The sequence below is a fragment of the Prescottella agglutinans genome (assembly GCF_004011865.1).
GTDB classification, from domain to species: Bacteria; Actinomycetota; Actinomycetes; order Mycobacteriales; family Mycobacteriaceae; genus Prescottella; species Prescottella agglutinans.
Genome location: NZ_RKLP01000011.1, coordinates 215,096 through 236,670, shown reverse-complemented (window position 1 = coordinate 236,670; position 21,575 = coordinate 215,096). Strand labels below are relative to the sequence as shown.

Genomic DNA, 21,575 nt, shown 5'->3' with positions numbered 1-21,575 from the left:
CGGCTAGGCGACGGAGACCGTGACGGTGCCCCGGTAGGTTCCGACCGCGGCGCCGCCGGGGTAATTGACGGTCAATGCCGGGGTCCAACTGATCGTCTCGAGCAGGTCCAGGCCGGTGCGCTCGACGACGGCCTTCGGCGCATCCAGGCTCTGCGCGCCCCTCGAACTCAGGGCGCCGCCCAGTCCCTTACCGGCGAGGGCGGTCGCTTCGTAGACGACGGCACCCTTCGGGATCGTCATACTCGGCCCGACGAAGTCGGTCGTCGACACGGTCGCGACCCACGACCTGCCGGAGCCGACGGTGTTGTCGGACACGGAAACCACAGGAAGGGTGCCGCTCGCCCTGGTGGCACCGGGAACGATGGTGCCGACCGGGCCCCACGTGCCGACGGACAGGCCGGACCGGCCTGCCGCCGCGGTGTCGAGCACGCCGGCGCGGGCCGACGGTGTCGGCGTCGTGGTGGTCACCGTCGTCGTCGTGGGCGACTGCGTCGACGGGGCCTCGGTCGTGGGTGCCACCGTCGTCGTCGCGGTCACGCTCGTCGTCGCGATCGTCGGGGCCGTCGTCGTGGTCGTCGTCGTGGTCGTCGGCGGGACGGTCGTCGTCGTGGTCGTCGGCGGCGACGCCGTCGGCGTCACCTCTTCCGGCGCCGCCACCTCGGACGGTGTCGCGGTCGCCGTCGGCGCACCGACGAGGACCAGCACACCGGCGGCGGCGACGGACAGGCGGAGGGCGCGGGGCATCCTGTTGTGCCACATGGCTACTGCCCCGTGCCCGAGGGGCGACGCTTCCGGACCACCAGGTAGGCGGCCGCTGCGATCACGGCCAGCACGGCCACGACGATCCCGACGACGAGCGGCCACGACGTGGAATCCGAGGCGCCGACGGATTCGCCGTCGCCCTTGTCCGGGAACGTCACCGACGCCGACATGTCGTGCTTGATCATGCCGCTCTCGAGTTTCACGTCGGCCGTCCAGGGGCCGGCGGGCAGGGCGGCGCTGTCGGGCACGGCGATCACGACCTCGCCGTCCTCACCGGGCGCGATGGTTGCGGCCTCACTGTCGATGGGACCGGCGGACAGGCCTCCGGGTCCGCCCGAGAGACCCAGCGTGCCGAAGAGATCGATCGCGCGTCCGCCCGTGTTGGTGACCGACGCGACGACCGACGCGGTGCCGTCCGGACCGCGGCGGGGGGTGAGGCCGGAGATGGTGAAGTCGGCGGGCGGACCGTTGCCCGGCCCCACCGACAGATAGACGCGGACTCCGACCCGGGACTCATTGGTGATGCCGCTGCCGTCTGTGGACGGCGTCTTGTGCGACGCCCAGATCACCGCGTACTGCTCGACCTCCGGCGCATCCTGCGGCACCGCGATCGTCACCGCCACCTCGGCCTGCTGACCGTTGTCGAGTTCGAGGGTCGGCCGGTCGACGGTGGTCCAGGACGTGAGGGCGTTCGTCTGGCCCGGCTCCTCCAGCACGAACGCACCGTCGGCGATGCGTGCGGCGCCGGCGTAGACGTCGATCTTCGCCGGTGCGCCGGTGTTGTTGGACACCATCACATGTCGCGTGATGGTCGTTCCGGGAGGCAGGTTGTCGATGATGTACCGAAGCGCGCGGGGATCGTCCTTCAGCTCCACCGGCGCATCGACCAGTCGGATACCGATCGAACCGTCGGCCGCGCCCGCCGCCGGTTCGTCGGGCTCGGCGATCGCGGACGCGGGAATCCCCACCGCCATGAGAACGGCGGCGAGGAGGGCGAGGAGGCTTCGCAGCGCGGGGAGGGAACGCATGGATCACTTTCTAGCGGGCCGGCCGGGACGCTCGACATGCGCCCCGGCCGGTGGGTACCGAATGCTCTAGGCGACCGAGATGGTCACGGTGCCCTTGTAGGTGCCGATCGCTGCACCGCCCTGGTAGTTGACGCTGAGCGACGGGGTCCAGGTGATGATTTCGGTCGGCCAGTTCAGCCCGGTGCGGTCGACGACAGCCTTCGGGGCATCCAGAGCCTGTGCACCGGTCGAGGACAGGTTGCCGCCCAGCAGTCCGCCGACGACGGCCGTCGCGTTGTAGGTGACCGCGCTCTTCGGGATCGTCATGTTGGGGCCGACGAAATCGGTCGACGACGCGGTGGCGGTCCAGGCGCGCCCGGAGCCGTTGCGCGAGTCGTTCACCGTGACGGTGGTGAGGGTGCCGCTGGCGACGCCCGACCCGGGAACGATGGTGCCGACCGGTCCTCCGGTGATCAGGGACAGGTTGCCGCCCGCACCGGCGATCACGAAGGTGACCTCGGTGTTGGCCGAGGTGTCGGCGTTCGCGGCGGTGGCGGGGACCAACAGCCCGGCGGCTGCGACGGCACCGGCAGCGGCAAGCGTGATTTTGCGCATGATTCCTCTTCGGGACGTTCGGGTCGAGCGGACAGCTCCCCGAGAGCAGAACCGAACGGTCCGATTCGGGGTCGATTATTGATACTCGACAGTTGGTCAAGTGTCCAGGATCGGAAGCGTGGGAAACGACAAATTGTTTGTTTGCCAGCACGTCTCCCGGCGACGGCGGCCCCGATCGCGCGATGACGTTGCCGGACACCGGTACCGGCAACCCGCCCGATCGGCGGCCACATCTCGCATAGGATCCGTCACCATGACTTCGACGGGGTGGTGGTTCCAGGCCAAGCATGCGCTCGATACGCGGGGGCCGTTCCCGCGGCGGCAGCGCCGCACGCTCACCGAGGCGGTGGGAGGACGGCGCGTCATGATCACCGGGGCGTCGTCGGGCATCGGCCGCTCCGCCGCACTCGAACTCGCTGCTGCGGGCGCCACCGTGCTGCTGGTCGCCCGCCGCGAGACGGAACTACGTGAGGTCGTCGACACGGTCACGGGGCGCGGCGGCAAGGCGTTCGCGTACCCGTGCGATCTCAACGACGCGGACGCGTCCGACACGATGATCCGGAAGGTCCTCGACGAGCACGGCGGGGTCGACATCCTCGTCAACAACGCCGGACGGTCCATCCGCCGCTCGCTCGAGCAGTCGTACGACCGGGCACACGACTTCGAACGCACCATGCAGCTCAACTACTTCGCGGCGGTGCGACTGATGCTGGCGGTGCTGCCGGGCATGCGGGAGCGCCGCTTCGGCCAGGTGATCAACATCCTGTCGGCGGCGAACCTGTTCGGCGGTCCGGGCTACTCCGCGTACGTGGCGTCGAAGGCCGCACTCGACGAGGTCTCGACGTCGTTCCAGGCCGAAACCCTCGACGAGAACATCACATTCACCGCGGTGTACATGCCGCTGGTGCGAACCGCGATGATCACGCCCAACGCGCAGTACCTGAAGGCCTCGGCACTGACGCCCGACGAGGCCGGCCGTGTCATCTGCGACGCCATCGTGCACCGCCCGCGGCGGATGGGGCCCACGTTCGGACGGTTGACCCGCCTGGTCGACGCCATCAGCACCGAACGCGCCGACGCCGCCCGGCACCGGCGGTTCGCGTCCGGGATCTGACACCTCTTCCATCGACGGTCATTCCCGAGAACTCGACACCAGGCTGCGCACGATCTTCGTAGAGGCGAGGAGCAGTCCCCCGCCACCGACGGCCACCGTTCCGGCAAGAGCACCGATCGGGGCCCCGATCATGGCACCGCCGATGCACGTCGCGAGCGATTCGGGCAACAGGACGACGGTGAAGGCAGGTCCGGCGCCGCCGAGTAAGCCGCCGATCGTCGCACCGGCGATCGTTCCGACGAGGCTGCCGACCATCACGGCCAGGGCGACTTCGTCGAGCGCAGTAGTCACCGCCTGACCGATCCCGGGAACCGCGGCAGCGGGTGCGCCGGAGCCCCCGGTGACCGGTTCGGACCACACTTGCAGGGAGTTCGATCCCCAACCATCCCGGCGAACCCGATAGCCCGAATCTGCTGTTCGACAACCGGTTTCGAAGTCGATCTTCACGGGAAGGGCGAGAATCGCACCAGGTCGACCTGCGGCCGTGCGAGTGACCGATCCGTTTCGGGTCTCGACGACGCCCGGATCGAGATCGCGACGTGACTCGAGGGCAGGCAGCGAAAAAGACTGCACGCCAAAGGGAAATACGCGTGTCATTGGACGAGTCCTTCCTTCGCACCGTGCCGCACCGGACTCCGGCGGGGTGGTTCCGTGCGGCCACACGGTGAATGCAGTCGGCCGACGCATGCGTGCCATCGCGCACGCACGATCGGTACGAGGCACACGGATATCCAGGATCACCGTGCGCGTTCAGGCCGACGCGTGCGCTGCAGTGCTAAGCGGCACCGACTGGGGAAACGGTGAGGTGCAGACTGTGACCGGAACTCATGGCGCCCTCACCTCCTCGCGATCGTGTCGGGTCGATCGACTCCGACCCGTTCCAGGATGGCACTCGTTCGAGCGACGCGCACCCACGAGCCGGAATCATCGGAAACCGAACGGCCGCTCCTCTCTCGACGGGCGCGAAACACGAAGCCGGGTCCGGAGTTCGGTGTCGCTCGCGCATCCTGGCGATCGCGTAAGCCCGCAAAAGCGGACTAGTCTCGATATTGGGACACAAGGTCGAGGAGATGATCCGTCATGTCGACAACACCGTCCATGTCGATGGAAACCCACCCAGACATCGCCGAACTCCGCGCCCGCTACGACGAGTTCGGGGAGAGTCCGGTTCCCCAGGTCGCCGAGGGGCTGATGGTTCTGGCCGGTCTCTACGCGGCCGCATCGCCGTGGATCGTCGGGTTCAGCGGGCAGACGTCGCTGATGATGTGCAACCTGTTCGCCGGCCTCGCGGTCGCTCTGCTGGCGGTCGGTCACGCCACGACGTTCAGCCGCACCCACGGCTTCGCATTCGTCGCCCCGCTGCTGGGGGTCTGGTTGATCGTCTCGCCGTGGCTCGTCTCGGGCGTGACCACCAGCGCGGGGATGATCTGGTCGAACGTGGTCGTGGGTGCCCTGGTCTTCGTGCTCGGCGCCGGGATCATGGGCATGGGTATGACGCGAGGAGGGATGCGCCGGTAGCGGTATCCGTCGAGGAGATCGACGCCGACGCGATGCCGGGAGGACCTGGACGCAGGCCCGTCCGGCACCTGCTGGTCCTCGGTGTCACCGTGACCGCCACCGTCGTGGTGGCGGTCGCGGTGAGTCTCACGGGCTCGATCTGGATGGCGGCGACACTGGGGGTGCTGTGCATCCTCGCGGTGATCGCCGTCGTCGTGCTCTGGCAGGTGCTCCCACCCACCGATGACTGACCCGCCGGTGACGTATCCGGCGGCCGCGATCCGACGCGACGCCTACGCTGTGGCCGCCGCCTCCTCCTCGCGCCTGCGCGACTGTAGCTGTGTCGCGGACACGAGGCCGACGAGCAGGAAACCGGCGGCGACGAACAGCGACCACCGGGTGGCGTCGGCGAAGCCCTCCGACAGCGCGTCGGCGGTCTCCGGTCCGGCCGGGCCGAGCTTGCCGTGGTCGCCCTGCTCGCGGATCGGCGGGATGGTGCCGCCGGCCGAGTCGCGGGTGCCGTCGACCAGTTGCGTCTCCACCTGGGGTGGCAGCGCGATCGGCTCGAGCCGATCGGTGAGGCTGTGCGCGAGCCCGAGCGACAGCACGGTGCCGAGGATCGCGGTGCCGAGCGCCGAACCGAGCTGGCGGACGGTGCTCTGTGTCGCCGACCCCTGGCCGGACTCCGACGGCGGAATGTCGACGAGGACCGTCCCGGTGAGCTGCGCCGACGCCAGTCCCAGGCCGAGGCCGTAGATCGCGAGCAGCACCGCCATCAGCCAGGTCTCCGACGACGGCCGCAGGTACAACGCGAATGCGAGCACACCGATCACCTCGAGCGCCAGACCGAGCATCACGGTGCGCGGGGCACCGAACCGGGCGGTGACGTGACGCGCCGCGGCACCGGACGCGAAGGCGCCGAGCGCCATCACCGCAAGCACCGTCCCGGCACCGAGGGTGCTCAGGCCGTACGCGTTGACGAGGAACAGCGGCAGCACCAGCAACAGACCGAACTCACCGATCGCGACGGCCATCGCGGTGCAGTTGCCCCAGCTGAAGGTACGGAACCGGAACAGGTCCAGGTCGAGGATGGCCGAGTACCCGATCCGCGCCCGATGCCTTTCCCACACCACGAAACCGACCAGCGCGACCACACCGACGGCGGCGACGACCGGCGTCGCCGAGATCGGGGCGGTCACCGGCCAGGTCATGCCGAACACATTCAGGTCGGCGATCGGCTTCCACCACCCGATGGTCTGGCCCTCGATGAGCGCGAAGATCAACGCGCCGAAGCCGATTGCGCTGAGCAGCAGGCCCACCACGTCCAGTCCGGGCACGGTGATCTTCGCCCGCGTCTCGGGAACGGTGAGGACGGCGCCGATGATGACGAGGATGCCGATCGGGACATTGACGAGGAAGATCCACGGCCACGTGAACGACGTCGTCAGCCAGCCACCGAGCAGCGGCCCGACGGCAGCCATGCCCGAGATCACCGCACCCCACACGCCGAACGCGATGGCCCGGTCACGGCCCCGGAAGGTCGCGTTGACCGTCGAGAGGGTGCACGGCAGCACGAATGCGCCGCCCACACCCTGCACGACGCGGGCCACGATGAGGGCCGTCGAACTCTCCGACGCGGCCGCCATGAGGCTGCCGCCGATGAACACCACCACGCCGAGGATGAACAGCATCCGGCGACCCAACCGGTCGCCGAGTCGGCCGGCGGTGAGCAGTAGCGCCGCGAACACCACGGCGTAGATGGAGTTGATCCACTGGGCGTCGGTGAGATCGAGACCCAACTCGTCGATGATCACCGGCAGCGAGACGTTCACGATGGTCCCGTCGACGACGATCAACGACAGCCCGGCGGCGAGAACGCCCAGGCCTATCCACTCCCGGCGACCCACATGGGGTTCGGTATCCGACGAATCCAAGCTCATGTCTGCGCCCTCCTCGTGTGGCGCCCCTTCCGGCGACGCTACCGCGATTCCACCAGAGGAAGCCCGCGATCTCCGGCCGAACCCGCCGGGGATCGAGGGCAATTCCAACTTTCGGACGAATTTCCGGTCAACGCGCCGGCACGTCCGTCACGTGAACGCGATCACCTGTTCACCCCACGCGGCGCGCAGGGGCCCGTCCAGGTCCGGAACCGTCCTGTCCTGCTTGTCGATCACCAGTGTGGCCCGACCGATCGGGTCGTAGGCATCCCACGTCGGCTCGTCGTCGGGGCCAACCGGCACACCACTTTTCGCGAACCGGAGCCACCGGTGCTGCATCCGCTCCGAAACCTTGCGGGCGGTCGACAGCCCGCCGAGCAGGTAGGTGATCTCCTTGGGCCCGTGCGCGATGTTGCCAAACACGTACGGCAGTTCGGTCGCATGAGTCGCACCGATCTTCAGCGCCTTCAACATCGGGGTCGCGTAATCGAATCGATACAGCCACGTCGGCGCGTAGCGGCTGTGGGCCTCCACGATCCACAGCGTCGGCAGGCGCAACCCGAAGTCGCGGGCCAGGCCCATCGCGTCGTTCCTGGTCACCAGGCCGGAGTAGGCCGATTCGATGCGGGCCTGGTCGGGGAATTCGACGTCCGGGTGCTCGGCCGCGATCTCGGCGAACATGCCCCGGATGACGTCCGGATCGAGCGGCATCAGCGGCGACTTCATCAGCTCGAACAGCGACGACTCGTCCTTGTTGGTGCCGATCAGCAGCGGGACGCGGGCCGCGGTGCCGTTCCAGAACGAGTTGACGGGATAGTCGGGCACCAGGTCGCCGTCGACGACCGGGCCGAACGCGAGCGTGCCGGGCGTCTCGGCGGGGATCCGCGCGAACAACTCGTCCGACGCCGCCTGCAGCTCGTCGGTGCCCGCGGACAGCAGACGTTCGACGGGATCGTCTGCGCCGCCGAGGATGTCGAGGAAGACCTGCGCGACATGCGCGGCCCGCTCCCGGTCGTAGACCGACGTGGCCGGCGAGCTCTCCGCGATCGCGCGGTGGAACAGGCCCTTCGCCGCCGGGACCGTCAGCAGGGTGGTGACCGCGCCGCCCCCGGCCGACTCCCCGAACACCGTCACGCAGTCCGAGTCGCCGCCGAACGCCGCGATGTTCGCCTGCACCCAGCGCAGCGCGGCGATCACGTCGAGCAGCGCGACGTTGGTGTCGAAGCGGTGCCGGCCGGTGTTCAGCGCCGAGAAGTCGACGAACCCGAAGACCCCGAGGCGGTAGTTCAGCGTCACGACGACGACGTCGCCCTTCTCGGCCAGCGCCCGACCGTCGAACACCGGTTGGCTCGACGCGCCGCGGAAGTACGCGCCGCCGTGGATCCACACCATCACCGGCCGACGGTCGCCACCGGTCCCCGGCGACCACACGTTGAGCGAGAGGCAGTCCTCGTCGCGGCGGACGTCGTCGCCGAGCGGCATCCCCGGCATCGGGCTCTGCGGTGCCACCGGACCGAAGCGGTCCGCGACGAACACCTCGGTCCACGGCTCCGGGGCCACCGGGGCGCGGAATCGAAGCGCGCCGGTCGGCGCGGCGGCGTACCGGATGCCCTTCCACACCTCGACCGGTCCGTCGACGGTGCCCCGTACCGGTCCGTGGGTCGTGTGGACCACCGCGGTGTCGGGAGCGATGAGAGTCATGGTGTCTCCTCCTTCGGATCGCTGGATGTCACACGGTGAGTGCGGTGACGACGTACGAGAGCTGAAGACCGGCCGGCAGCAGGAACAGGACGGTGATGATGGCGGCGTCGTGTCGGATCAGTCCGTCCTCGACCCCTCCGTCGATCCGCGACCAACGGTAGGGAGCTCGTTGCACCGGAAGGGCCCGATGTTCGGGTATTGCGACATCTCGCGCCGGATCCCCGGCGGGCGCCCGGATCAGTCGAGGCGCACCGACAGCAGCACCGATCCGGGCTCCTCGACCAGGTCGGCCGAGCCGACCCGACTCGACAGCGTCGCCAGGCCCAGCCCGTCTCCCCGGTCACGTGCGACCTGCCCGGGTGACCGGATTCCGATGCAGATCAGGGAGGTTCGGGGATCGACACTCATCCGCATGTGCAGCGGACCCCCGCGGCCGTGCCGGATCGCGTTGGTGAACCCCTCGGACAGCACGTCCACCGCGTGTTCGAGGCGCGCTGGGCTGGCCGACAGCAGCGACCACACCTGCTCGTCGATGTCCGTCCGGATCGGCACGGCGGCCGACCACATGCCGATCAGCTCGGTGATCTGCGCTCTGGCGTCGGACCGCTCCGTCGGTTGCTGCTCGCCCCGCGCCACCTCCCGCAGGAGGCGGTCGACGATCTCCCCGACGGAGACGTCGACGGCGGCCGGGGCGACGCGCATCGCCAGTGCCGCGGCCACGAGTTCGCCCTGCACCGACGAGTGCAGCACGTGCGCCAGTCGCCGGCGGGCACCGATCACCCGACCGTGCACCTCGGCAGCGCGGCGGCTCCGGTCACCGAGCGTGTCCGCGAGCTGCCGCTCCTCGACCTCGCGCTGCTCGTTCGCGGCGGCAATGAGGCACATGGCGAGCGCCGCTAACGGGTAGAAGGCGACCCCCGGGACGACGAACGCGGGCGGGAATCCGCTGCCGCCGAGAATGATCCAGAACACCCCTGCGGTGACTCCCGCCACGGCGCTGTACGCGAGCGCCATCACCCCGACCCGGCGGCCCGCGCTCGGGATGCGGGGCGCGGTCCGCTGCACCACCCAACTCCCGAACACGCACACCGCCAGGCTGGCCGACACCTGCAGGACCGTCTCGCGGAAGCCGTAGCTCGTCAGCAGGAACGTCAGGATCACCACGGTGTACAGCAGGGCCGGCAGTGTCAGCGGCGCCGGCCGGACCGCCTGCAGCACACCGAGCAGGCGCTCGCGTCGGGTCAGCGCGGGCAGCGGGGGTGTCGGCTCCGGCGGCGGGGTGGCGTCGTCGAACAGGGCGTGGCTCATGGGGCGCACGATGTCCTCGGAGATGGCGCGCAGCAGGCGCGCGTCGCGCTCGGCGTCGACGGAGACGCGGTCGGTGTGTGCGAGCGCGGCATCGATCCGCGCGGCCAGGTCGTCGGCGCACCGCCGGCCCAGCCCGGCGAGGTACTCCTCGTCGACGCGGCGCTGCTCGTCGAGCGCCGCACGGGCGGCCCGCAACCGCGCCATCACCGCGTCGTGCTCGCGCACGGAGTCGACGAGGATCGCGATCAGCGAGAGCGCGACGATCCCGGTCGTCACATTGATGATCAGCCGCACCCCCATGTTCCGGGGGTCCGTCGGCAGTCCCTGGACCGCGATCAGCGCGTCGAGCAGAAACGGTCGCGTCGCGCCGAGCAGCGCGAAAACCGCGATGGCAACCGCCGGTTGTGCGCGAGTTCGGTTGGGGCGCAGGACGGTGAGCCACGCGATCAGCAACCCGACGCCCATGATCAGGTGCACCATCACCGCGACGCCGAAGTACGTCGGCCAGTCCGCCGGCCCGCGGGCCGTGTAGTAGCTGCCCATCACCGTGACGGCGAACGGGGCGGTCAGGATCCACGACCAGCGGGTGACGGCGGCGGAGCCACCGACCCGCGTCGGCCGGGGAAACGGACGCCTCAACCGATCTCCGCGGGCAGCCCGAAGCGTCGGATGTACAACTGCGCCGCGACGACCCGCGGGTTCAGTTCGGGGCTGGCGCCGACCCCGAGCGCGTCGAAGACGCGGGTCACCACCTTCTCGACGCTGCGCAGGCTCGACCCGCGTCGGCGCGCGATCTCGGCGTTGGACCAGCCGAGTGCGATGCCGCGCAGCACGTCGAGCTGGGTGCGGGTCAGCCTCCCGAGGACCGCGTCCGGGCTGTCGTCGGATGCCGGGCCCGATACCGGCTTCTCGGCGAGCGCCGACTCCACCGCCGCGACCAGGTCCTCGACGGACTCGAGCGCGACCTTGTCGAGGAAGACCGAACCGGGCGGAACGCCGTGCCCCGGAGCGACTCCCGCCCGCGGATAGTTCGTCAGGAACACCACCGCGCAGTGCGGTGCCCGCGCGTGGACGATCGTGGCCAACTCCGTGCCGTTGGGACGCGCGCCGAGGTCGATGTCGGTGACCAGCACGTCGGGGTCGATCTCGTCGAAGTCGGCGAGCGCGGGCGCCGCCGCCGGTCGGTCGTGCACGTCGAACCCGGCGTGCCGGAGCGCCTCGGCCACCAGTGAACGCATGAGCGGCTGGTCCTCGATGACCAGTGCTCTACGCACCCACGCGGATTCGCTCACCGGAAGAGATTAGCGGGAGGAATCCGATTCGACGGGGTAGTACGCGCGTCTAATGAACCGTCGAGGCAGACCCGTGCGTGCACTCGCCACCAGCCAGAACACATGTGGGGGTCACGGCGGCGTCCTCCGTCGGATCGGGCCACAGCCGCCTTCCCATGCCGATCGGCAGGGCGATACCCGTGATGTACCGGGCCTCGTCGGAGGAGAGGAACAGCGCTGCGTTGCTCACATCGGCCGGAGACGCCCCGCATGCCGGCTTCGAACCGACGGCGTTGACGCGGATTCCATGCGGACCGAGTTCGGCGGCGACAGTGCGCATCAGTCGCACGACACAGGACGTCGATGTGCGACAGCAACAGCGACCGACGGTCGTCGAGCCGAGCATCGGCTGGATCGGGCTGGTGAGCACGATCGAACCGCCCCTACCGGCCTCGATCATCGATGGCGCTACGGCCTTGATCGTCTGGAACGCCCCGGCGGGGTTGATGTAGAGCACGTCCTGCCACTCGGCTTCGGTGAGATCCCACGTCGGCCCACGGCCTACACCGACATCGGCGGAGACGATGTCGATGTGGCCGAAGTCGGCGATGACATCGGTGACCATCACGTCGAGCTGATCCTGGTCATCGATGATGCGGGAGAGCACGTGCCGACCAGTCGCGGTGACCAGGCTCTCGGTCTGCCTGAGATCAACCTCCACGGGGAACTCGTAGGGCATCGTCGCTCTGCCTACGCACGAGTCGACGATCACGACATCCGCGCCTTCCTGCGCCAGCCGCACCGCATGGGTGCGGCCCTGCCCGCGAGACGCCCCCGTGACGACGGCGACCTTGCCTTCGAATCTCCCCACTGTTCCAGTCTCCTTCCGGGCGGATGGCCGCGTCGTAGCACGCCACGCGTCCGAGCGTGGGAAGCGTTGATTCCGATCCGAATCGATCGATGCCACGCGGCGCGCAGGGCCTCACCGTCCCCGACTGCACTAGAGAGTTCGAACGACCGGAGAAGACAGCTCGCGCTTCAAGATCTTGCCGGTTGCAGTCATCGGTAGGGCAGTCGCAAACGTGATCGAGCGGGGGTACTTGTAGATCGCCATGTGCTCCCTGCACCATTCGATCAATTCCGTATCGGAGATCTGCGCGGCGCCCTCGAGAATGACGAACGCTTTGACTTCTTCCCCGTGCCGCTGGTCCGGTACTCCGACCACTGCAGCGAGCGAGACGGCGGGGTGCGTCATCAACACCTCCTCGATCTCCCGGGGGTAGACGTTGAAGCCGCCGCGGACGATGAGATCCTTGGCCCGGTCGACGATGTAGTAGAAACCGTCGTTGTCACGTCGAGCAAGATCGCCGGTGCGGAACCAGCCTTCACGCATCACCTCGGCCGTAGCGTCGGGACGGCCGAGATAGCCCTTCATCACGTTGTGGCCGCGCAGGGCGAGCTCACCGACACAACCATCGCCGACCGGATTCCAGTACTCGTCTACCAGCGCGGCCTCGACGCCCCACACCGGTACCCCGATCGAACCTGGTCTCGGATCGCGTTCAGGATCACTGAAGAGCGCCAGGGGCGAGGTTTCGGACAGTCCGTATCCTTCGAGGATCTGCACGCCGAATCGGTGTTCGAACCGGGTGAGGATTTCCACCGGTAGCGCCGCGCCCCCGGAGATCGCGCGCCGCAGTGTTCGGGCGATGCGTTCCACATCGACGGTTTCGTCGACCGCTCCGAGTAGCGCCCAGTACATCGTCGGCACGCCGGCGAAAACGGTGATCTGTTCTGTAACCATGAGCTCGAGAACGGCTTTGGCTTCGAATCGGGGAACGAGCACGAGTGTGGCACCGACTGACAGTCCGGCGTTCATCGTCACGGTCTGACCGAAGGAATGGAACAACGGCAGCGTGAGCAGACAGGTGTCCGGACGCACCGGACTGCTGTCGAACAGGCGATTGGCGGTCAGGGCGTTGAGAACCATGTTCGCGTGGGTGAGTTCGGCGCCCTTCGGCCGGCCGGTGGTACCGCTGGTGTAGAGGATCACGGCAGTGTCGGTGGATTCACGCACGACGGTGGCGAACGTGACCGGATGACCTTGGAGGGCACGCGCGAGCGTATCGACACCGCTGACGGTCGACTGCGCGTTCGGGTCCGAGGTGATGACGATCATCTCGCGGCATCCGGTGACGGAGTCGAATCCGGCCCGGCCGAACTCACCCATGGGCAGCTCGTCGGTGCCCTCGAAACAGAGGAAGAGGGCGGCACCGGAGTCTTCGAGATGGTAGGCGATTTCGCCGGGTTTGAGCAGGATGTTCAACGGAACGACGACCGCACCGGCCTTGAGGATTCCGTAGTAGGCGGCGGGGAACTGCGGAAGGTTCGGGCAGGAGAGCGCGACTCTGTCGCCCGGTTCGATACCGCGGGCAACCAACAGGTCGGCGATCTGGTTGGCTCGAGCATCGAGCTGAGCATAGGTCAGGTGTGTCGTGCCGCAGACCAGCGCTACCCGGTCGGGGTAGCGGCGGGCGGAATCTTCCAGGAGCCCAGCTAGATTGAGCATCTTCGGTCCTTCCCTTTCGATGCAAAGACGGAACAGAGGTCTCAGGCCAGAGGCGCGTCGGTGGCGGCGCGCACCTGCTCGACGGTGATGCCGGGCGCGCACTCTCGGAGGACCAGGCCACCATCGGTGACATCGATGACGGCGAGATTGGTGATGATGCGCTGTACGACCGCTTCGCCGGTCAGCGGCAACGTGCACTCGGCGACGATCTTCGACGCACCGGACTTGTCGGTGTGCTCCATCAGTACGATCACCGAGCGTGCGCCGTGGACCAGGTCCATCGCCCCTCCCATGCCCTTGACCATCGCGCCCGGCACCATCCAGTTCGCCAGATCCCCCGTAGCCGAGACCTGCATCCCGCCGAGAACGGCGGTGTCGATGTGTCCGCCGCGAATCATCCCGAAGCTCATCGCCGAGTCGAAGAACGCCGCACCGGGGTTCACTGTGACGGTCTCTTTGCCGGCGTTGATCAGGTCCGGATCGACCGCGTCCTCTGTGGGGTACGGACCGGTGCCCAGGATCCCGTTCTCGCTGTGCAGCGTGACCTGAACGCCCTCGGGCAGGAAACTCGGTATCAGCGTCGGCAGTCCGATGCCGAGATTGACATACTCGCCGGACGAAAGCTCCTGCGCGGCGCGGGCAGCCATCCGTTCCCGCGTCCAGCCTCGGTTCTCCACCACCACGGTCATGCTCAGGCTCCCTTCCCGCTGGAGACAGTGTGCTTCTCAACCCGCTTCTCCTGGATCCCGGTGTGCACGATCCGATCGACGAAGATCCCCGGCAGGTGCACCGCGGCTGGGTCGATTTCACCCGGGGTGACCAATTCTTCGACCTGAGCGATGCAGATCCTCCCAGCCATTGCAGCGAGAGGATTGAAATTCATTGCGGCCTTGTTGAACACGAGATTGCCGTCGGTATCGCCGACCAGTGCGTGTACCAGCGCGAAGTCCGCCGTTATCGCTTCCTCGAGCACGAATCGCTTTCCACCAAATTCGCGTATCTCCTTCGGCGGAGATGCTATTTCGATCGATCCGTCCGAGGCATAGCGCCACGGCAGTCCACCCTCCGAAACGGGGGTACCGACCCCCGCGGCGGTGAAGAACGCGGGAATTCCCGCGCCGCCGGCGCGCAACTTCTCTGCCAGCGTGCCCTGCGGAGTCAACTCCACCTCCAGCTCGCCACCGAGATACTGACGGGCAAACTCCCTGTTCTCACCGACGTAGGAGGCAGTGACTCGCCGGATACGGCTGCCCTGCAGCAGGATTCCCAGCCCGTACCCGTCGACACCACAGTTGTTGGATACCACCTCGAGATCGGTGGCAGATCCAGCGGCGATCGCTGCAATCAGCGCATCCGGAATTCCTGCCAGGCCGAAGCCGCCGACCGCGAGCGACGCGCCTGTCGAAATATCCGCGACGGCCTCCGCCGCGGATGTGCAGATCTTGGTCAAGGCTTGCCCTCCAATTCATTCGAGCCACAGACGCTTTGGCGATTCCCGGCATCGCGGCTACGCGAGCGAGGGCCTGGGTCCCCGAACGGTTCAGGATTGAAGCGACTCACCAGCCGCAAGCGCCAACGGCGCGAACGAACCATAGTCGCCCCGAAAGAACAGCAAGGGTCGCGCCGTCGCGGCGATCATGTCGAGGTCATTCACCCGTCCCACCACGATGTGATGGTCTCCGGCATCGTGGATGTCCTGCACCGTGCAGTCGATGTAGGCCACCGCCCCCTCCAGCACAGGCATGCCTGCGCTGGAGGGGCGCCACGTAATCCCTTCGAACTTCCTCTCCTTGCGCGTCGCCACCGCCCGGCACACGTCCTCCTGATCCGAGCCGAGTACGTTGATGCAGAAGCGGTCCCCCGATTCCCGCAGCGCCTTCCATGAGCTGGACTTCCTGTCCGGCAGGAAGGCGACGAGCGGTGGGTTCAACGACACCGAGGTGAAGGAACCTACTGCCATGCCGAGAGGTTCGCCGTCGGCCGCGACAGCCGTAACGACGACGACACCGGTGGGATACTGCCCGAGCACCTTGCGGAAGTGAGCGCCGTCGATTTCGATCGTCATATCTGCTCCTGACACTGCAGTGATCGTTGCCGGCGCTTCTCGGCACCTACCGGCAAGCGTCGGTTCTACTCGGCTCGGGCCCGTCCGGCCCTTTGCTCAGCAGATCTGGCCGATGGAGAGTTCGTTCGTCAGATCCGGGTCGTCGAGCACCCAGACAAGGCCGAGTAGTGCAGACGTGTAGCTGTACTGCTGGAACCCGAAAACTTCACCCCGTGCCGAAGTGGTGAACACGAACCGCCGCTCGTCGCCGAGCGGAGCCATTGCCTTGCCCGCCACGACGTTACGGAAATGGACCTCGATATACGGCTTGTTGCTGTCAGCCAGCGCCCATTTCGTAGGCTCACCGGTGAAGGTGAGTCCCGCCGGATTGATCAGGAACCCGTCGACTGTCGGCGCGGTCTCGTGGATCCACTCCACGATGTCACCCTCATGGTTCGAGACCAGGGACACAACCTCGACGTTGATGCTCTCGCCGAAGGCCCTGACGAACTCCTGTAACTGTTGAATCGATGCGCCGCCGTACACGCTGCGGTCCCGGTTGTGCATGTTGGACATGTTCGGACCGTCGATGATGCCGATCCGATAGCGCTGATCACCCGTTCGGATGGAGGACCAGCGGCTGGGGTCGTAGGCAGCTGATGCTTGACTCATGAGGTCACCTCATATCTCGTTGTGTGTCTGGGTTCTTGGGAATCTTCCAAGCGCGCCGGAGCATAGAGCAGGACAGTGGCTCGCTCCGCAGCGGCTACACGTTTCCGCGCAAACCGATGCCGCTCGCATCGTGGATTCCGGCCTCGATCACGCCGATGCCGGCGACTTCGAGGCGCACCCGGTCGCCGGGAGAAAGGTACGGAAAGGCTTCTGGCCCATACAGACCGGAGAGCTCCAGGATGCAGCCCGTACCCACCGTGCCACTCCCGATGATGTCACCGGGCGAGACGATCGTGTTGCGCGAGGCGGCGGCGATCATCTCCGGAAAGCTCCAGTGCAGATCGCGGAGGTTTCCCTCGCTGTAGCGCCGCCCGTTGACGTCTGCCGTCATCGAAAGGTCATACCCTTCAGCAATTTCCGAACCGACCAGTTCGTCTGGTGTGACAAGAAACCCGCTCAGGCTGGTTGCGAAGTCCTTGCTCTTGGAGGGTCCCATCGTCAACGGGATCTCCTCGCGCTGGAAATCGCGTGCGCTCCAATCGCACAGAACCAGATACCCGGCGATGTGGTCTTTCGCCTGGTCGGGGGTCAGGTCCGATCCCGCACGACCCACGACGGCAGCCACTTCCAGCTCGTAGTCGAGGGCAGTTGTCGCAGGCGGTCTCTTCACGGGTTCGTTCGGTCCGAGCATCGCCGCCGCGTTCGAGAAGTAGAACGCGGGAGCGCGATACCAGGCCTCCGGAACATCGACGGACATCATCCGAGCCGAGTTCTGCAGGTGTGTCTCGAAGGACATGAAGTCCCGAAACGACGGCGGCCGGGGAATGGGGGGCGCCAGCTCGACGCTCCCCATCCCGACAACCTCGGCAGGACTGTGCAACGCGTTCCTGCCGGCCTCCGAGAGAAGGTCGCCTTCCAGCAGGCTCAGCAGGGTGACGCCTGCTTCGAGGCCATAGATGTGGTCACCCCCGGCATCGAGCACGCCCGTACGCAGACCAGAGCGTCCGGGGGTCCTGTAGGTGCACCACTTCATCGTCGTGACCTCAACCTTTTGGTCGGCTCGTCAGTAGTCCGTCATCTCGTCCAGCGCCGGCTTGATCTTGGTCATGAACATCTCGAGCTGCTTGATCACCTCTTCCTTCGGCTGCTGCGCGAAGTGCGAAGGAATGACGAGGTACTCGGCGGGGAGCCGCTTCCACTGCTCGACGAACTGGTCGCGTACCTGATCGATCGAGCCGGCAACCCACATGCCGCAGTTCATGACCGAGTCGACGGGGTCCCCATCGATCTTCATCGGGGTGGTGCCGGCGTAGAGATCGCGGAAGATGTCGAGGTCGTACTTGACGATGTTCTCCCGGGCCTCGGCTTCCGTCTCCGCGACCTGCAACCAGCGGCACAGGGCCTGGTTCTGGCCGAGAGCGTAGGTCCGGCCGGCCTCTGCGGCGGCCTCGACATAGGCCTGGCCGAACCGCGCGGCAGTGTCGATCTTCGAGAAGTACGACGGGATGTAACCCCGCGGACCGCAGAAGGTCACGGTCTCCACGCTCGCATTGCTCGCCACGAACACCGGCGGATGCGGCTTGGTGTACGGGCTCGGCACGACGCTGACACGCCGGATGCGGTTGTCGTCGTCCAACTCGCCCGGAGCACCGAGTTCGCGCGTAGCCGCCATTCCCCATTCGATGCCCTCGGCGTACGGGAACGGCACCTGCCAGCGCCCTTCCTTGCGCTCCACACTGTCCTGAGTCCATGAGTCGATGACGAGCTGAACGTTCTCCTCGAAAAGACTGCGGTTGATCGCATCGTCGGAGAACTGAGCCTTCTTCTCTGCGTCCGTCATGGCGGCCAGCTGCTCCGGCGTCAGGCCCGTCGGCGACTTGGTCGCCTTGCTTCCGTAGTGCTGCCCGATGATGTTCGTCCAGCGCTGCTGGTAGCCCCGAGAGAAGCCGGCGAACGTCCGGCCCTGCGTCAGGTGGTCGACGATGGCGATGTCCTCGGCGACGCGGAACGGGTTGTGCGTCGTCATCGTGTAGCCGAGCTGTCCGACCCGAATCTTGCTGGTGAAGCTTGCCCAGTGGGCATTGAGGAGGCCGGGGTTCGGTCCGACTTCATAGCCCTCGGAGTGGAAGTGGTGCTCGATGCCTGACACACCCCAGAGACCGAGTTCCTCAGCAGCGAGGACCACGTCCTTCATGTCTCGAACCGCCTGCTGATAGAGGCTCGAGTCACGGCCGAGGGGCGCCTTTGCGATGCGCTCCTCCTGAGTCGCAGGGAGCTGAGGGTAGAGCTGGAGGATCACGTTGACCATGTTGATCTGAGTCCCTTCGTGTCTTGACGAGCGAGTGCTCGGCTTCGGAACGAAAATCTAGATCGATTCCAAGAGCGGGTCTTTGGGTGACGACATAGGGTTTCCGGTCCATATCTCGTTTCCCCCCACACACTGTGGCCGGCTTCGATTGGTGCCCACGTCAGATGTTGCGTAGTCGCACGACCGGCACCACGCGCGGACTGTCGGGCGCGACATCGAGCGTCCGTGACGCCTCCAGCGCGGCGTCGATCAGGATCGGCGCAAACCTGTCGAGCTTCGTGGAGCGTTCATCGCCACACAACGAGATCGCGGCGACAGGCAGGTCGTGGCTGCGGACCGCGACTCCGACGCAAGCCACGCCGCTGACGAATTCACCGCGTTCGAAGGCCACGCCACGACGCTGCCGGATGCGGCGGAGTTCCTGGTGCAACGTGGCGAGGTCGGCGATGGTGCGGTCGGTACGGCGGTCCAGGCGCGCCTCGTAGAGATTATGAATCCGTTCCGGATCGTGCCACGCGAGCATCGACTTGCCGGCGGCAGTCGAGTAGGCAGGAACACGACCGCCGACGCGGGTCGGTGCCAGCGCCGCTGATCGTCCGCCGACCTTGTCGAGGTAGACAGCGTAGCCCTGGTCCAGAATCGCAAGATGGACGACCAACCCGGTTCGCATGTGCAGGGCGTGCAGCAACGGCGCTGCCGCACTCCGGATGTCGCTGTGGTCGACATTGCTACCGAGTTCGAGCGCACGGCGACCCAATCGATAGCCGGTCGACAGATGCTCCAGCCACTCCAGTCGAACAAGTTTGTCGAGAATCCGGTGCAACGTCGATCGCGGGAGCTGTGTGCGCCGAGTGATCTCCTCCAGCGTCAGCCGCGACGTTGGGCTGTCGAAAGTGTCGAGTATCAACGTCACGCGCTCGAGCAAGGAGACGGGCGGGCCACCATGCGGCCCGCGGGTCGCCATCTCCGTACGCCGCCGCGGCAGACCGTCGATCACATCGGCTTCGCGAGCAGGCTCGGCTCCATACTCGCGGCGGCAAGATGTCCCATCCGGTTCGTCTTCGTGTTGACGTATCGGACGTTCTCCGGATTCGGGGCGACAACCAATGACCTCATGTTGTCTACTCGCAAACCGTGCTGTCGGAGCCCGGCTTGCTTGCCGGGGTTGTTGCTGAGCAGGCATAGCGAACTCACTCCCAGATCTCGAAGGATCTGCGCCGCAATGGCGTAGTCGCGAGCGTCCACCGGAAGCCCCAAAGCGATGTTGGCCTCGACCGTGTCCGCGCCACCGTCCTGAAGGTTGTAGGCCTCCAGTTTGCGCAGCAGCCCTATCCCTCGGCCTTCGTGCCCACGCACGTACAGCACCACGCCACGCCCTTCGGCGACGATCGTCTCCAACGAAGCCTGCAATTGGGGACCACAGTCGCAGCGAAGTGAACCGAAGACGTCACCCGTCAGGCACTCCGAGTGCACGCGCACCAGGACGCCTTCGCCGTCTCCGACGTCGCCGTACACCAAAGCGATGTGCTCGCGCTCGTCGAGTCGACTGCTATAGCCGAATGCGCGAAATGTGCCGCACTCGAAAGGCATCCGCGTCTCGACAATACGATCGACGTGACACTCTGTGAGCTGCCGGTAGCTGATCAGCTCGGCGATCGAGATCATTGCCAGATCATGCTTTTGCGCAAACACTTTCAGTTCGTCGCGGTGTGCCATTTCGGTGCTGTCGAGCTGGGAGACGATTTCACACAGGACTCCGACCGGCTGGAGCCCGGCAAGCCGTGCGAGGTCGCCGGCGGCCTCCGTATGCCCCGGGCGGGCGAGTACACCTCCCATGCGCGCCCGGAGAGGCACGACGTGACCTGGCCGGTTGAAGTCGGACGGGCGGGCGGCGGGGTCGGCCAGAAGCCGAATGGTTCGGGCACGGTCGGTCGCCGAGATACCGGTGCCGACGTCGACCGCATCCACCGTCACCGTGTATGCCGTTCCCCGAGCGTCCTCGTTGACCGGGTACATCGGGGGGAGCCTCAACTTGCGGCATGTGCCTTCAGGAAGCGATACGCAGACAAAGCCCGAGGTGTAGCGCACCATGAAGGCGAGAAGTTCCGGCGTCGCCATTTCTGCGGCGAAGATCAGGTCACCTTCATTTTCGCGATCCTCGTCATCGACGACGATCACCGGTTTTCCGGCGGCTATGTCCGCGATGGCTCGCTCGACCTTCGAGCTTTGCAGTGACGGGGTGAGGTCCGTAATGGTCATGTCGCTTCTCCTAAAACTCGTACACGCTCGTACAAGCGCCTTCCGTCGGGCAGCGAACGGTTCTGTCGACAGTGCTGTCAGCCGGACAGATGGAGACAGGGCAAACGGGTGTCGAACCGAGACTGAACTGCCCGGAAGAAGCACGGGACACGAGCGGTGCCCATCTACCGGACTTGGATTCAATGCGTTCGATCGCCGGGATGAACTGGCGCGGTTGTTTCGATCCTGTCGAACGCTTGATTGTCCGGGCGCATCGGCGGCCACGATTCCACTCTGGCCGTAGGCCGACCACCGCCACCATGCTATCCACGCCGGCCGTGCGGCGAATGTCTCGTATCCGGCACAGTCCAATCGGAGGCCGATCCGAGGGCGTTCGTCCGCTTCTATTTCGCCCCAAGGTGTTTCGACGTAGTAGGACATCCTGGTAATCCCACTACGGGCCAACATTGCCGCGGACCGGAGCCAGCCCCCGGTGCCATGTCCACCCGGTCCTGGGATGCGACCTGCGTCC

22 protein-coding genes are annotated in these 21,575 nt (G+C 66.7%); 3 read left to right on the top strand and 19 right to left on the bottom strand.

What is annotated here, in order from left to right:
* Positions 1-3 precede the first annotated feature (3 nt).
* The 3 genes from EGT67_RS25160 to EGT67_RS20545 all read right to left on the bottom strand — a co-directional run bounded on the left by EGT67_RS25160 (position 4) and on the right by EGT67_RS20545 (position 2,384).
* On the bottom strand, positions 4-759 hold the full coding sequence (locus tag EGT67_RS25160; RefSeq protein WP_164877614.1) for a hypothetical protein: 756 nt from the start codon (positions 757-759) through the stop codon (positions 4-6).
* Positions 760-761: 2 nt separating this feature from the next.
* Positions 762-1,790: a hypothetical protein gene (locus tag EGT67_RS20550; protein ID WP_241566143.1), complete on the bottom strand. Its 1,029-nt coding sequence runs from the start codon at positions 1,788-1,790 to the stop codon at positions 762-764.
* Positions 1,791-1,856: 66 nt separating this feature from the next.
* Positions 1,857-2,384: a hypothetical protein gene (locus EGT67_RS20545; protein WP_127917942.1), complete on the bottom strand. Its 528-nt coding sequence runs from the start codon at positions 2,382-2,384 to the stop codon at positions 1,857-1,859.
* A gap of 253 nt (positions 2,385-2,637) precedes the next feature.
* Here EGT67_RS20545 and EGT67_RS20540 point away from each other — a divergent pair, with 253 nt between their 5' ends.
* Positions 2,638-3,498: an SDR family NAD(P)-dependent oxidoreductase gene (locus EGT67_RS20540; RefSeq protein ID WP_127917941.1), complete on the top strand. Its 861-nt coding sequence runs from the start codon at positions 2,638-2,640 to the stop codon at positions 3,496-3,498.
* An 18-nt stretch (positions 3,499-3,516) separates the two neighbouring features.
* Here EGT67_RS20540 and EGT67_RS20535 read toward each other — a convergent pair whose 3' ends face one another.
* The gene (locus EGT67_RS20535; protein ID WP_127917940.1) at positions 3,517-3,789 is read right to left on the bottom strand and encodes a hypothetical protein; all 273 of its coding nucleotides are present in this window, start codon (positions 3,787-3,789) and stop codon (positions 3,517-3,519) included.
* 789 nt (positions 3,790-4,578) lie between these two features.
* Between EGT67_RS20535 and EGT67_RS20530 the strand changes: the two genes are divergently transcribed.
* Complete coding sequence (locus tag EGT67_RS20530; RefSeq protein ID WP_127917939.1) at positions 4,579-5,016, top strand: SPW repeat protein; 438 nt, start codon at positions 4,579-4,581, stop codon at positions 5,014-5,016.
* A gap of 32 nt (positions 5,017-5,048) precedes the next feature.
* Positions 5,049-5,246: a hypothetical protein gene (locus tag EGT67_RS20525; protein ID WP_127917938.1), complete on the top strand. Its 198-nt coding sequence runs from the start codon at positions 5,049-5,051 to the stop codon at positions 5,244-5,246.
* Between the two features lie 42 nt (positions 5,247-5,288).
* Here the strand turns inward: EGT67_RS20525 and EGT67_RS20520 are convergent, their stop codons facing one another.
* The 15 genes from EGT67_RS20520 to EGT67_RS20455 form a co-directional block, all read right to left on the bottom strand.
* Positions 5,289-6,935 (bottom strand): MFS transporter, encoded by a 1,647-nt coding sequence (locus EGT67_RS20520; protein WP_127917937.1) that lies wholly within the window; start codon positions 6,933-6,935, stop codon positions 5,289-5,291.
* A 147-nt stretch (positions 6,936-7,082) separates the two neighbouring features.
* Positions 7,083-8,633, bottom strand: coding sequence for a carboxylesterase/lipase family protein (locus EGT67_RS20515; RefSeq protein ID WP_127917936.1), 1,551 nt, complete (start codon positions 8,631-8,633; stop codon positions 7,083-7,085).
* Between the two features lie 28 nt (positions 8,634-8,661).
* A complete protein-coding gene (locus EGT67_RS25155) occupies positions 8,662-8,808 on the bottom strand; it encodes a hypothetical protein (RefSeq protein ID WP_164877622.1) in 147 nt (48 codons plus the stop codon).
* A gap of 62 nt (positions 8,809-8,870) precedes the next feature.
* Positions 8,871-10,580, bottom strand: coding sequence for a sensor histidine kinase (locus EGT67_RS20510; protein WP_127917935.1), 1,710 nt, complete (start codon positions 10,578-10,580; stop codon positions 8,871-8,873).
* Positions 10,577-11,233 (bottom strand): response regulator, encoded by a 657-nt coding sequence (locus tag EGT67_RS20505; protein WP_241566142.1) that lies wholly within the window; start codon positions 11,231-11,233, stop codon positions 10,577-10,579. The genes EGT67_RS20510 and EGT67_RS20505 overlap by 4 nt, the downstream gene beginning before the upstream one ends.
* Before the next feature lie 49 nt (positions 11,234-11,282).
* Entirely contained in the window at positions 11,283-12,083 is an 801-nt protein-coding gene (locus EGT67_RS20500) for an SDR family oxidoreductase (protein WP_127917934.1), read from the bottom strand.
* A 129-nt stretch (positions 12,084-12,212) separates the two neighbouring features.
* Positions 12,213-13,781, bottom strand: a complete 1,569-nt coding sequence (locus tag EGT67_RS20495; protein WP_127917933.1) for a long-chain-fatty-acid--CoA ligase — start codon at positions 13,779-13,781, stop codon at positions 12,213-12,215.
* A 41-nt stretch (positions 13,782-13,822) separates the two neighbouring features.
* The gene (locus EGT67_RS20490) at positions 13,823-14,470 is read right to left on the bottom strand and encodes a CoA transferase subunit B (RefSeq protein ID WP_127917932.1); all 648 of its coding nucleotides are present in this window, start codon (positions 14,468-14,470) and stop codon (positions 13,823-13,825) included.
* A 2-nt stretch (positions 14,471-14,472) separates the two neighbouring features.
* Entirely contained in the window at positions 14,473-15,231 is a 759-nt protein-coding gene (locus EGT67_RS20485) for a CoA transferase subunit A (RefSeq protein WP_127917931.1), read from the bottom strand.
* 90 nt (positions 15,232-15,321) lie between these two features.
* Positions 15,322-15,846, bottom strand: a complete 525-nt coding sequence (locus tag EGT67_RS20480; RefSeq protein WP_127917930.1) for a flavin reductase family protein — start codon at positions 15,844-15,846, stop codon at positions 15,322-15,324.
* A 96-nt stretch (positions 15,847-15,942) separates the two neighbouring features.
* The gene (locus tag EGT67_RS20475) at positions 15,943-16,497 is read right to left on the bottom strand and encodes a type II 3-dehydroquinate dehydratase (protein ID WP_127917929.1); all 555 of its coding nucleotides are present in this window, start codon (positions 16,495-16,497) and stop codon (positions 15,943-15,945) included.
* A gap of 94 nt (positions 16,498-16,591) precedes the next feature.
* A complete protein-coding gene (locus tag EGT67_RS20470) occupies positions 16,592-17,530 on the bottom strand; it encodes a fumarylacetoacetate hydrolase family protein (protein WP_127917928.1) in 939 nt (312 codons plus the stop codon).
* Positions 17,531-17,560: 30 nt separating this feature from the next.
* A complete protein-coding gene (locus tag EGT67_RS20465; RefSeq protein WP_127917927.1) occupies positions 17,561-18,805 on the bottom strand; it encodes an LLM class flavin-dependent oxidoreductase in 1,245 nt (414 codons plus the stop codon).
* 160 nt (positions 18,806-18,965) lie between these two features.
* Positions 18,966-19,769 carry an IclR family transcriptional regulator gene (locus EGT67_RS20460; RefSeq protein ID WP_127917993.1) on the bottom strand — a complete coding sequence of 268 codons (804 nt, stop codon included), beginning with the start codon at positions 19,767-19,769 and terminating at the stop codon, positions 18,966-18,968.
* 29 nt (positions 19,770-19,798) lie between these two features.
* Positions 19,799-21,064, bottom strand: coding sequence for a bifunctional 3,4-dihydroxy-2-butanone-4-phosphate synthase/GTP cyclohydrolase II (locus EGT67_RS20455; protein ID WP_127917926.1), 1,266 nt, complete (start codon positions 21,062-21,064; stop codon positions 19,799-19,801).
* Positions 21,065-21,575 lie beyond the last annotated feature (511 nt).

Coding starts and splice junctions, on each gene's coding strand:
- EGT67_RS25160 (WP_164877614.1), bottom strand. CDS start 759: ATGTGGCACAACAGGATGCCCCGCGCCCTCCGCCTGTCCGTCGCCGCC.
- EGT67_RS20550 (WP_241566143.1), bottom strand. CDS start 1,790: ATGCGTTCCCTCCCCGCGCTGCGAAGCCTCCTCGCCCTCCTCGCCGCC.
- EGT67_RS20545 (WP_127917942.1), bottom strand. CDS start 2,384: ATGCGCAAAATCACGCTTGCCGCTGCCGGTGCCGTCGCAGCCGCCGGG.
- EGT67_RS20540 (WP_127917941.1), top strand. CDS start 2,638: ATGACTTCGACGGGGTGGTGGTTCCAGGCCAAGCATGCGCTCGATACG.
- EGT67_RS20530 (WP_127917939.1), top strand. CDS start 4,579: ATGTCGACAACACCGTCCATGTCGATGGAAACCCACCCAGACATCGCC.
- EGT67_RS20525 (WP_127917938.1), top strand. CDS start 5,049: ATGCCGGGAGGACCTGGACGCAGGCCCGTCCGGCACCTGCTGGTCCTC.
- EGT67_RS20520 (WP_127917937.1), bottom strand. CDS start 6,935: ATGAGCTTGGATTCGTCGGATACCGAACCCCATGTGGGTCGCCGGGAG.
- EGT67_RS20515 (WP_127917936.1), bottom strand. CDS start 8,633: ATGACTCTCATCGCTCCCGACACCGCGGTGGTCCACACGACCCACGGA.
- EGT67_RS20495 (WP_127917933.1), bottom strand. CDS start 13,781: ATGCTCAATCTAGCTGGGCTCCTGGAAGATTCCGCCCGCCGCTACCCC.
- EGT67_RS20490 (WP_127917932.1), bottom strand. CDS start 14,470: ATGACCGTGGTGGTGGAGAACCGAGGCTGGACGCGGGAACGGATGGCT.
- EGT67_RS20480 (WP_127917930.1), bottom strand. CDS start 15,846: ATGACGATCGAAATCGACGGCGCTCACTTCCGCAAGGTGCTCGGGCAG.
- EGT67_RS20475 (WP_127917929.1), bottom strand. CDS start 16,497: ATGAGTCAAGCATCAGCTGCCTACGACCCCAGCCGCTGGTCCTCCATC.
- EGT67_RS20470 (WP_127917928.1), bottom strand. CDS start 17,530: ATGAAGTGGTGCACCTACAGGACCCCCGGACGCTCTGGTCTGCGTACG.
- EGT67_RS20465 (WP_127917927.1), bottom strand. CDS start 18,805: ATGGTCAACGTGATCCTCCAGCTCTACCCTCAGCTCCCTGCGACTCAG.
- EGT67_RS20460 (WP_127917993.1), bottom strand. CDS start 19,769: ATGGCGACCCGCGGGCCGCATGGTGGCCCGCCCGTCTCCTTGCTCGAG.
- EGT67_RS20455 (WP_127917926.1), bottom strand. CDS start 21,064: ATGACCATTACGGACCTCACCCCGTCACTGCAAAGCTCGAAGGTCGAG.